The sequence below is a fragment of the Nocardioides sp. JCM 18999 genome (assembly GCF_055391175.1).
The window spans coordinates 3,145,649-3,156,487 of the sequence record NZ_AP043887.1 but is presented as its reverse complement, the minus strand read 5'-3'; the positions used below and the strand labels follow the sequence as shown (position 1 = coordinate 3,156,487).

The 10,839-nt window shown below is 72.2% G+C and carries 11 protein-coding genes; 8 read left to right on the top strand and 3 right to left on the bottom strand.

The genetic code is table 11. From position 1 onward, the window contains the following. Positions 1–23 precede the first annotated feature (23 nt). From ACZ5J1_RS15655 to ACZ5J1_RS15645, 3 genes are read right to left on the bottom strand one after another with little or no spacing between them, the layout of a single operon-like run. Positions 24–896 (bottom strand): 1,4-dihydroxy-2-naphthoate polyprenyltransferase, encoded by an 873-nt coding sequence (locus ACZ5J1_RS15655; protein ID WP_464560430.1) that lies wholly within the window; start codon positions 894–896, stop codon positions 24–26. Positions 897–924: 28 nt separating this feature from the next. After that, positions 925–2,196, bottom strand: coding sequence for an MFS transporter (locus ACZ5J1_RS15650; RefSeq protein ID WP_464560428.1), 1,272 nt, complete (start codon positions 2,194–2,196; stop codon positions 925–927). Continuing rightward, on the bottom strand, positions 2,180–3,478 hold the full coding sequence (locus ACZ5J1_RS15645) for an MFS transporter (RefSeq protein WP_464560426.1): 1,299 nt from the start codon (positions 3,476–3,478) through the stop codon (positions 2,180–2,182). Before ACZ5J1_RS15645 ends, ACZ5J1_RS15650 begins: the two co-directional genes overlap by 17 nt. Positions 3,479–3,515: 37 nt before the next feature. On the opposite strand from ACZ5J1_RS15645, the gene ACZ5J1_RS15640 reads away from it, so the two are divergent. The 8 genes from ACZ5J1_RS15640 to ACZ5J1_RS15605 all read left to right on the top strand — a co-directional run bounded on the left by ACZ5J1_RS15640 (position 3,516) and on the right by ACZ5J1_RS15605 (position 10,823). Continuing rightward, entirely contained in the window at positions 3,516–4,649 is a 1,134-nt protein-coding gene (locus ACZ5J1_RS15640; protein WP_464560424.1) for an AMP-binding protein, read from the top strand. Beyond that, the gene (locus ACZ5J1_RS15635) at positions 4,646–5,602 is read left to right on the top strand and encodes an o-succinylbenzoate synthase (protein ID WP_464560422.1); all 957 of its coding nucleotides are present in this window, start codon (positions 4,646–4,648) and stop codon (positions 5,600–5,602) included. The genes ACZ5J1_RS15640 and ACZ5J1_RS15635 overlap by 4 nt, the downstream gene beginning before the upstream one ends. Continuing rightward, positions 5,586–7,223 (top strand): 2-succinyl-5-enolpyruvyl-6-hydroxy-3-cyclohexene-1-carboxylic-acid synthase, encoded by a 1,638-nt coding sequence (gene menD, locus ACZ5J1_RS15630; protein WP_464560420.1) that lies wholly within the window; start codon positions 5,586–5,588, stop codon positions 7,221–7,223. Before ACZ5J1_RS15635 ends, menD begins: the two co-directional genes overlap by 17 nt. Next, positions 7,216–7,896 carry a hypothetical protein gene (locus ACZ5J1_RS15625; protein WP_464560418.1) on the top strand — a complete coding sequence of 227 codons (681 nt, stop codon included), beginning with the start codon at positions 7,216–7,218 and terminating at the stop codon, positions 7,894–7,896. The genes menD and ACZ5J1_RS15625 overlap by 8 nt, the downstream gene beginning before the upstream one ends. 4 nt (positions 7,897–7,900) lie before the next feature. Beyond that, positions 7,901–8,536: an MBL fold metallo-hydrolase gene (locus tag ACZ5J1_RS15620; protein ID WP_464560416.1), complete on the top strand. Its 636-nt coding sequence runs from the start codon at positions 7,901–7,903 to the stop codon at positions 8,534–8,536. Between the two features lie 67 nt (positions 8,537–8,603). Further along, entirely contained in the window at positions 8,604–8,888 is a 285-nt protein-coding gene (locus ACZ5J1_RS15615; protein WP_464560414.1) for a YciI family protein, read from the top strand. 33 nt (positions 8,889–8,921) lie between these two features. Then, positions 8,922–10,172, top strand: a complete 1,251-nt coding sequence (locus tag ACZ5J1_RS15610) for an isochorismate synthase (protein ID WP_464560412.1) — start codon at positions 8,922–8,924, stop codon at positions 10,170–10,172. 54 nt (positions 10,173–10,226) lie between these two features. Beyond that, positions 10,227–10,823 carry a hypothetical protein gene (locus ACZ5J1_RS15605; RefSeq protein WP_464560410.1) on the top strand — a complete coding sequence of 199 codons (597 nt, stop codon included), beginning with the start codon at positions 10,227–10,229 and terminating at the stop codon, positions 10,821–10,823. Positions 10,824–10,839 lie beyond the last annotated feature (16 nt).

Below are 10,839 nucleotides of genomic sequence, written 5' to 3'. Positions count from 1 at the left end.
CCTCCCGGCCGGGGAACCGGCCGTCAGGCCAGCAGCAGCGGTGCGGCGACGAGGACCGACCAGACCAGCTCGACGCGGCCGGTGATCCCGAGCACGGGGATCAGCGCCGGACCGCGGGCGCCGGAGACGACGATCCGGATCGCGGGGGCCGCGAGAGCCGCCGTCGCCAGGGCGATCAGCACCCACGGCGTCGTCAGGGCCGCGAGCACGAACACCGTTCCCCAAGCCACGCCCAGCAGCCCGACGTACAGCGCCCGGGTGCGGGCGTCGCCGAGCATGACCGCCAGCGTGCGCTTGCCGGCCACCGTGTCCGACGGGATGTCGCGCAGGTTGTTGGTCAGGTTGAGCGAGCAGGCCATCGCACCGATGCCGATCGCGGCGACCAGGGCCGGCGTCGACCAGGCCTGCGCCTGCACGTAGTAGGTGCCGATCACGGCGACCAGCCCGAAGAAGACGAACACGCTGACCTCGCCGAGGCCGGCGTAGCCGTAGGGCCGTGAGCCGCCGGTGTAGAACCAGGCCGCCAGGATCGCGACCGCGCCGACGGCGATCAGCCACCAGCTCGTGCTCGCGGCGAGCACGATGCCGGCGATCGCGGCGACGCCGAAGGCGGTGAACGCCGCCCGCTTCACCGCGGCCGGCGCGGCCAGGCCGGAGCCGGTCAGGCGCAACGGACCGACCCGGTCGTCGTCGGTGCCGCGGATGCCGTCGGAGTAGTCGTTGGCGTAGTTGACCCCGACCTGCAGCGCCAACGCCACCACGAGGGCCAGTGCCGCCTTCCACCACACCGCGGCGTCGTCGTACGCCGCCACGGCGGTGCCGGCGATCACGGGTGCCAGTGCTGCGGGAAGGGTGCGCGGCCGGGCGCCGGCGAGCCATTGAGCGGAGGTTGCCACGAGGCGCTATTCAACCCCAGGTGGTGGATCAGGCGGTGACCGGCACGGTCTGCCGGGCCAGGTGGCGCTCGGCGGCGTGCGAGGCGGGTCCGATGACCAGGGCGGCCGCGACGACGATCACCGCGATCACCGCCCAGCCGATCCCGCCCAGCCCGAGCGCGAGGAACGTGTAGAGCGCCGGCGCCCAGATCTCGCTCATCGTGTAACCGAGCGAGGAGACGCCCTGGTAGTCGCCGAGCCGCCGCGGGTCGGAGAGCTCGGAGACCAGGCCCCACATCCCGGCGGACTGGAACAGCTCGGCGCCGGTGACGGTGATGTGCCCGACCCAGACCAGCAGGATGGTCGCCCACCCGAAGGTGTCGTGCGTGCTCGCGATGATGCCGCACGACAGCACGAAGCAGGCGGCGCCGCGGTACTGCGCCCGCAACGACTCGCTGACCGTGGTCACCCCGCGGGCGGCGGCGACCTGGAGCAGGACCGCCATCACGGTGTTGGTGCCGAAGAGCCAGGCCAGCAGCACCCGCGGGGCGTCGGTCTCCTCGACCAGCCACAGCGGGATGACGGTGTTGAGCAGCACGCCGTGGGTGCCGAGGACGCCGTTGGCGATCGCCATCACCACGTAGCCGCGGTTGCGCAGGGCGCTGTCGGCTCCCTTGCGCTGCTCGATCGCCTGCTCGGCGGGCGTCTCCGGGACCGGTTCGGCCTCCGGGAGCGCGGGCAGGCGGGCGACCCAGACGGTGTTGCCCACCAGCAGCAGGCCGGTGAGCAGCGGGACCAGCTCCATCGCGGTGTCGGAGTCCAACGCCAACGCCATCCCGGCCAGCAGCGCACCGAGGGTGTAGCCGACGTTGCGGGCGGCACGCATGAACGCCTGCGAGGTGACGCGCTGCTCCCTGGGGAAGACCGCGATCGTGTAGGCGTTGCGGCCGGCCCGCATCGTCGACTCGACGACGCTCATCGCCGCCATCATGGCGAGGAAGGTGAGGAAGCCGTTGATCGTGGGCCACAGGAAGTAGAGCCCGGCCTGGGCCGCGGCCATCAGCACCCAGGCCCGCTTCGACCCGGTCCGGTCCACCCAGCGGCCGGTCGGCACCGAGGCGAGGAACTGGATCCCCGCGGCCAGGGAGAGGCCGATGCCGACGTGCTGGGCCGACAGCCCGACCAGCTGGGTGAAGTAGAACGCCGAGCCGGCCAGGAACGCCCCGTCACCGAAGGCGGAGATGACCGACTGCAGCGCCAGTCGGCGGGTCAGGGGGTCGGCGGGCAGCAGGTTCTGCCCGAGGTCACGCAGGAATCGCATCGGCTGCCTCGGCCTCCGGGAAGTGCTGGTCACCGAACCGCTTCGCCATCCGCGACGCGGGGCCGAGCCCGGCACCGGCGACGAGGCCGATCGCGGCGATCACGAACCAGCCGGTGCCGTCGTGCCACTCCATCGCCAGCCAGGTGTAGAGCGCCGGCGCCCACATCGAGCCCAGTCCGCGGGCCACGTTGGCCACGCCGTCGTACTCCCCGCGGCGACGGGGATCCATCAGCTCGGACTGGAACGTCCAGGTGGCGCCGCTGATCGCGAGCTCGGCACCGGTGACCGTCATGTGGCCCAGCCAGATCAGCAGGATCGTCCAGATCCCGACGGTGGTGTGGGTCAGGGCGGTGATCAGGCAGGAGACGATGAAGAACGCCGTCGAGATCCAGACCGCGCGCATCGCGGTGTGCAGGGTGCGGCCCATCTTCGCCAGGTACGGCGGGATGAAGATGCAGGCCACCGTGTTGGTCGCGAACAGCCAGGCCAGCAGCACCTGAGGGGCGTCGGTGCGAGCGACCAGCCACAACGGGATCACGGTGTGGAGCAGGAACTGGTTGGTCCACATCGTCGAGACCAGGGTCGAGGTCAGGATCCAGCCGAGGTTGCGGACCGCGCTCGGTCCCTCCGGAGCGACGGCGCGCGCGGTCGGGTCCTCGGCCCGGCGGTCGTGGGCCGCCTTGGGCAGCCGGACGATCCAGAACGCGTTGGCCGCCATCAGGACCGCCGAGACCCACGGCACCCAGCGCACCACCGCCGTCGAGTCGAAGGCCAGCGCGACAGCACCCAGCAGGGCGCCGAGGGTGAACCCGATGTTGAGCGAGGAGTACATGTACGCCCGAGTCTCGATCAGCTCGTCGGGCGGCATCGCGTCGAGGACGTAGGTGTGGTTCGCGTTCTCCCCGGCCGCGTCGAAGGCCTCGAAGGCGACGGCGACGATCAGGTAGGTGGTGAAGTCCCCCACGAACGGCATCCCGAGGAAGATCAGGGCGCGGGCGGCCGCCGAGATCCACCAGATCAGGCGCGGACCGAAGCGGTCGACGATCCGGCCGGTCGGGTAGGCCAGCAGGAACCGCGCCACCAGCGCGGTGGTCAGCCCGATCCCGACCTGGCCCGGGCTGAGCTCGAGCACCCGGAGGAGGAAGACGGCGCTGACGGTGGTGAAGGCGCCGCTGCCGCTCGCGGTCAGCAACGACTGGATCGCCAGCTGTCGCGACATCGGGGTGGGCGGCACCAGGCGGCGGATCGGATCGGTGAGAACGGCGAGCGTGCGGGAGGACATCAGGGACATCCGATCACGTCCCACTACGGTGAGTCACATGGATAACGCCAGCCCCGCTGACCGCACCGCCGCGGCGGTGATCGAGCGGGCCCGGGGCTGGCTGAGCTCCGCCGACGAGCCCGAACCGTGGCTGATCGAGACCTCCGGATCGACCGGCGTGCCCAAGCAGGTGGTGCTCTCCCGGGGCGCGATGGTGGCGTCCGCCGAGCTGTCGGCGCGGCGCCTCGGCGCGAGTGGGGCCTGGGTGCTCGCGCTCGCCCCGGGGTACGTCGCCGGACTCAACGTGATCGTCCGGTCCCTGCTCGCCGGGCACACGCCGGCGGTCCTCGGCGACCGCTCCCTGGGCGACGCCGTCGCGGAGCTGCCCGAGGACGTGCCCGCGTTCATCTCGCTGGTGCCGACCCAGCTGTCACGCCTGCTGGAGGCCGACCAGGTCGCGCTGCAGCGGTTCCACACCGTGCTGCTCGGCGGCGGACCGATCGACCCGGCCCTCCGTGCTCGCGCTGCGGCTGCCGGGGTCACCGTCGTGGCGACGTACGGCTCGGCGGAGACGAGCGGTGGGTGCGTCTATGACGGGGTGCCGCTGGACGGGGTCGCGCTCGCGATCGCCGACGACGGACGGCTCCGGGTCAGCGGTCCGGTGCTGGCCGACGGCTACGTCGACCCCGAGCTGAGTGCCGAGCTCTTCCGCGACGGCTGGTTCCTCACCTCCGACGCGGCCCGGTTCGACGCCGACGGCCACCTCCAGGTGCTCGGCCGGATCGACGACATGGTGATCTCCGGCGGCGTCAACGTCCCCGCCCCCGCCGTCGCCGCCCGCCTCCGCCTCCACCCCGACGTCGCCCACTGCGAGGTCCTCGGCGTTCCCGACGACGAGTGGGGCACCCGACTGGTGGCCTTCGTCGAGATGGCCGGTCCGGGGCACCGAGATGGCCCGTCTGGGGGACAGCTGTTGTCGGAGCTGCGTGACTGGGTCGCCGTCGAGCGGCCCCGCTCCTGGGCGCCGCGCCAGCTGGTGCTGCTCGAGACCCTCCCGATGCTGCCCAACGGCAAGGTCGACCGGGTGCGGCTCCGCGAGATCGCGGTTGAGCCTCAAGTCGACGCCAACAACCCTCAAGTCGGCGCCCCGAACCCTCAAGTCGGCGCCAGTCACCAGGGGCTCGGCGAATGACGGCGCAGGTGTTCTCGATCCCGATGCGGACGCGGTTCCGGGGGATCACCGTTCGCGAGGGGATGCTGCTCGAGGGGGAGGCGGGGTGGGGGGAGTTCAGTCCCTTCCTCGACTACACCGACCCGGCGGTGACCGGGCCGTGGCTGCAGGCGGCGCGGGAGGCGGCCGACCTCGGCTGGCCCACGCCGGTCCGCGAGTCCGTGCCGGTCAACGTCACGATCCCGGTCGTCGATCCCGAGCGGGCGCACGCCCTCGTGCTCGCCGGCGGCTGCGCGACGGCGAAGGTCAAGGTCGGCGAGAGCACCCTGGCCGAGGACGCCGCCCGACTCGAGGCCGTCCGCGACGCGCTCGGCCCGACCGGCAGGGTCCGGGTCGACGTCAACGGACTGTGGGACGTCGGCACCGCCGTCGCGTCCATCGGGGTGCTCGACCGAGCAGCCGGCGGTCTGGAGTACGTCGAGCAGCCCGTGATGGCGGTCGAGGACCTCGCCGTCGTCCGTCGTCGCGTCGACGTCCCGATCGCGGCGGACGAGTCGATCCGGCGTGCCGAGGACCCCTTCCGGGTCCGCGACCTCGAGGCCGCCGACATCGCCGTGCTCAAGGTCCAGCCCCTCGGCGGGGTCCGGGCCTGCCTGCGGATCGCCGAGCAGATCGGCCTGCCGATCGTGGTCTCCAGCGCGCTGGAGACCAGCTTCGGCATCGCCGCCGGGGTGGCGCTGGCGGCGGCGCTGCCCGAGCTTCCCTACGCCTGCGGCCTGGCCACGATCCAGCTCCTCACCGACGACGTGGCGCAGGCACCGTTGCTCCCGGTCGACGGCGTGCTGCCGGTGACCCGCCCGACCCTGGACGTGACGGCAGCGGCCCGAACCGCCGCGCCCGCCGACCGGGTGGCCGAATGGGACTCCCGCCACGCCGAGGCTGCACAATGGCTTCGCCATGCCTCCCGCCACTGACCTCGCCCGCGCCGTCCTCGACGGACTGATCGAAGCCGGGGTCACCGAGGTCGTGCTGGCGCCGGGATCGCGCAACGCCCCGCTGGGCTACGCGATCCGCGCCGCGGAGGCCGCCGGACGGATCCGGTTGCACGTCCGGGTCGACGAGCGCAGCGCCGGATTCCTCGCCCTCGGCCTGACCAAGACCGGCGCCCGGGCTGCCGTGGTGTGCACCAGCGGGACCGCCGCAGCCAACCTGCACCCCGCGGTGCTCGAGGCCGCCCATGCCGGGGTCGCCCTGGTCGCGATCACCGCCGACCGGCCCGCCGCCCTGCGCGGGACCGGCGCGAACCAGACCACCGACCAGGTCGGACTCTTCGCCCCGGCGATCGGCACCAGCGACATCGACGACGTCGCAGCACTCGACGCCGCCACGATCGACGCCCTGTGGTCGGCCACCGGTCCGACCCACTGGAACCTCCAGTTCACCGAACCGCTCGTCCCGGATCCCGCCGCACCGGCCTGGACCCCCAGCGCCACGGCCAGGCCCCAGCCCGTCCGCCCCGAACCGCGGATCTACGAGTCCATCGACGCCGGCCCGACGGCACCGCGCACCGTGGTCGTCGCCGGTGACGACGCCGGCCCCGCCGCGCGCCGGCTCGCCGAGGCGGCCGGCTGGCCGCTCTTCGCCGAGCCCTCCAGCGGATCGCGCACCGGCGACCAGGTGATCCGCAGCTACCGGATCCTTCTGGCCGACCCGACCCTGGCCGACCGGATCGAACGCGTCGTCGTCTACGGGCACCCGACGCTCTCGCGCCCGATCACCCGCCTCCTCGGACGCGAGGACGTGGAGGTGTGGAGCAAGCGGCCCGACGGCATCTGGCCCGAGCGACCCTTCGCGGTCGACCACCAGATCCAGACGCAGCTGCACGTCACCCACGACACCGATCCCGACACTGAGCCCGACACCGGCTGGTTCGAGGAGTGGCGCACCGCCGATCGCGACGTTTCCCGCCAGCTCGACGCCCTCGTCGCCGAGCAGGAGGAGCTCACCGGCTACGCGATCGCGCGCACCCTCACCCGCGCCGTGGAGCCGGGCGCCCAGCTGGTCCTCGGGCCGTCCAACCCGATCCGCGACCTCGACCTGATGCTCACCGGCTGGGCCGTCGGCGCCCGGCGCAAGGTGCTCTCCAACCGTGGCCTGGCCGGGATCGACGGCGTCGTCTCCACCGCGATCGGGGCCGCCCTCGGCCGCCCCGAGGGGCCGACGTACGCCCTGATGGGTGACCTGACCTTCCTGCACGACACCAACGGACTCCTGATCGGGCCGGACGAGCCCCGGCCCGAGCAGCTCGTGATCGTCGTCGCCAACGACGACGGCGGGTCGATCTTCGCCACCCTGGAGCAGGGCGACCCGGCCTACGACGCCGACTTCGAGCGGATCTTCGGCACCCCGCACCACGCCGACCTCGAGCAGCTCTGCGCCGCGTCCCGGACCCCGTTCACCCGGGTGCGCAACGCGCTCGAGCTGGAGCAGGCGCTGCGCAGCCCCAACGGCGGCGTCGAAGTGATCGAGGCCGTGATCGGCCGGACCGATCGACGCGACCTCGACGCCCGGGTGCGGGGGTTGCGCCATGGCTGAGAACATGGCTGAGGCGTCGTCGCGCCGCCGCGTCGGCGCCCTCGTCCTCGCGATGGCCAGCGTGCTGGTCGCCGGACTGTTCGGCGCCTACGTGATCACCAGCGGCAACGCCGACAGTTCTGAGGACGCTTCCAGCGCAGCGGTCACGGTCGGGGAGATCACCGCGACCGACGTCCGGGTCGCACCCGCCGGCACGGCGCAGCTCCACCCCGGCGACCTGGTCACCCTGACCGCGCAGGTCACCACGACCGGAGCCTCCTCGCTCTGGATGAGGACCTTCCTCGACGTCGGCGAGATCGACCCGGCGCTGGCGCCCTACCTCTCGCTCTACGACGGCCCCGTCCCGACCGCCGCCGACCTCGCCGCCGCCACCGACATCACCGATCCGATCACCTTCCCCGGGTACGTCGGCACGGCCGATGCCCTCACGCTCTTCAACGTCCAGCCCTTCGTGCTCAACGGCACCAGCGAGACCGAGGCCGCCGGGATCTCGAGCTACCCCGTCGCGGTCGCGGTGTACGTCGACCCGCAGACCCCCGCCGATCTGCTCGCCCGCCCCCTGGCCGAGACGCTGCCGCTGTCGGCGATCGTCCAGTCGTTCCCGTACCGCGCGCACCCGGACATTCCCGACGGCGACCTCTGGAACAACGGCCCGCGTCTAGCCCTAGGCTGAGCCCATGCGGATCACCAAGTTCGGCCACGCGTGCGTTCGACTCGAGACCGGTGCGGGAACCCTGGTCCTGGACCCCGGCATGTTCGCCACCCCGGACGTCCTCGACGGTGCCGACGCGGTCCTAATCACGCACGAGCACGTCGACCACTACAACGCCGCGCTGCTCGCCGGCAGTGACGTCCCGGTCTTCACCATCGACGGTGTCGCCGCGCACATCCGCGAGGACGCTCCCGCGGTCGCGGAGCGACTCACCGTGGTCGCGCCGGGTGAGGTCTTCACCGCCGCCGGGCTCGAGGTCACCGCGGTCGGCGAGCTGCACGCCGTGATCCACCCGGAGTTCCCGCGGATCCACAACTCCGGCTACCTGATCGAGGCCGAGGGCACGAAGGTCTTCCACCCGGGCGACGCGCTGACCGGCCCCGGCACGGACATCGACCTCCTGCTCGCGCCCGTCTCCGCCCCGTGGGCGAAGGCCTCGGAGCTGTTCGACTTCATCCGCTCCGTCGGTGCCCCGAAGAACCTCGCGATCCACGACCGGATCTACTCCGACCTCGGCGCCGGGTTCTTCGACAACATGCTCGCCCCGCTGATCGAGGGCAAGCAGGAGTACACCCGCCTGGCCGACGGCCAGGACCTCTGAGCCGCTGGCTCAATAAATTCTGAGTCACCACCCAGCCCCGCCTTGTACTGAGTTCCAGGAGATACCCATGTCGATCTACGCAGTCACCTACGTCTACGGCCCCGACACCGCCAAGCTGGACGAGTTCCGTCCGGCGCACCGCGCCTGGATGGCGACGGAGGACGGCCTGCTGCTCTCGGGCCCGACCGACGACAACGGAGCCCTGCTGCTCTGGGAGGCCAAGTCCGCCGCCGAGGTCGAGTCCTCCCTGGACGAGGACCCGCTGTGGACCGAGGGCATCATCGTCGAGCGCAACGTGGTCGGGTTCACCCCCAAGACCGGCCCGTGGCTCGAGCCGCTCGGCCTCGACTGAGTTCCGCAGCCCCGGTCGCCGTAGGCTGACAACGTGCAGCAACCCCCCGTCGGCCCTGTCGTTGGTCCGCTGGTCGTCACGACCACCCCGCTCGATCTGGCCGATGCCGAGGACCTGATCGCACGCCTTCCCGCCGGCTCCCCGCTGTCGTGGGTGCGCCGTGGTGAGGGCCTGGTCGGGTGGGGGATCGCCGCGGAGGTCCGGACCACGGGCGTGACCCGGTTCGCCGACGCGGCGAAGTGGTGGACCGAGCTGGTCGCCACCGCCACGGTCACCGACCCGGTCGCCGAGCCCGGCTCCGGCCTGGTCGCGTTCGGCTCGTTCGCGTTCGCCGACGAGGGCACCGCCGCGACCTCGATCCTCACCGTGCCGCGCACGGTGATCGGGCGCCGCGGCTCCGTCGCCTGGATGACCACGATCGGTGAGCCGACCGACGTCGAGGTCGCGCCGGTCACCACTCCGACCGTGGTCGAGGGCCCGGGTTCGCTCACGCCGTCCGCGTGGACCGCAGCGGTCGCCGAGGCGACCGCCCGGATCGGGTCCGGCGCGCTGGAGAAGGTCGTCCTCGCTCGCGACGTCAGCGCGGTCGCCGACGGTCCGATCGACGTCCGCGGTCCGCTCGCCTACCTCGCGACGAACTACCCGATGTGCTGGACGTTCCACGTCGACGGCCTCTTCGGCGCCACCCCCGAGCTCCTCATCCGCCGCGAGCGCGGCCTGGTCACCAGCCGCGTCCTGGCCGGCACCATCCGTCGCACCGGCGACGACCACCGCGACGACCAGCTCGCCGGCGAGCTGGCCCGCTCCTCCAAGGACCTCGAGGAGCACGAGTACGCCGTCCGCTCGGTCGCCGACGCGCTCGAGCCGCACTGCTCGAGCATGAACGTGCCCGAGGCGCCGTACGTCCTCCACCTGCCCAACGTGATGCACCTGGCCACCGACGTCACCGGTGTGGTCCGCGACGGCATCACCTCGCTCGAGCTGGCCGCCGCGCTGCACCCGAGTGCCGCCGTCGGGGGCACTCCCCGGGAGGAGGCGGTCGCGCTGATCGCCGAGCTCGAGGGGATGGACCGTGGTCGCTACGCCGCGCCGGTCGGCTGGATGGACGCGGCCGGCGACGGCGAGTGGGGGATCGCGCTGCGCTCCGCCCAGATCGACCCGACCGACGGCGTGAGTGTGCGGCTCTTCGCCGGGTGCGGTGTCGTCGGATCCAGTGATCCGGCCGCCGAGCTGGCGGAGTCGGAGGCCAAGCTGGTCCCGATCCGCTCCGCGCTCGGTCTGTGACGCTCACCGGCCCGATGTCGAGACTCTCAGGGACAGCGGGTAGCGTGCGCAGGCGTGACTAAGCCTCGCGTCGTTCTGCCCGGCGTCCTCGTCGGCCTGCTCCTCCTCGGCCTGGCCGTGGTGTTCGCCGTGGTCCTGCCCAAGGCTCAGGGCGCGACGGGCGATCTCGCCCTCCCTGACAAGCTTCCCGGCGGTTATATCGCCGCGGACACCAGCGAGGCGTACGCCGCGCTGACCAACACCACGGACGCGGACAAGCAGAACTACGCCGACCAGCAGGTGGCGTCGAACAAGTTCGCCGCGAAGTCCTTCAAGGGCGTCGACGTCGAGGGTGTCTCGCGCAACTACCTCACCAAGGACGGCCAGAGCTTCGTCGCCGTCCAGCTGATCCGGGCCGAGGGTGGCGCGCTGTCGCCGTTCCTGTTCTCCGACCCGAAGACGGCGCAGTCGGGCCAGCAGCTCGACCACCTGGTCAAGGCCGGTGACGCGACCTGCATCGAGACGGGCGTGGCCGACGGCTCCGGCGCCGTCCAGCAGTCCGTGATCCAGTGCCAGAAGAGCGAGCACGGTCTCACCCTGCAGGTCACCACGCAGGCTCCGATCAAGGCCGTCGGCGATCTCGTCGACGACATCTGGAACGCGGTCGCCTGAGTCCACGTCGACCCAC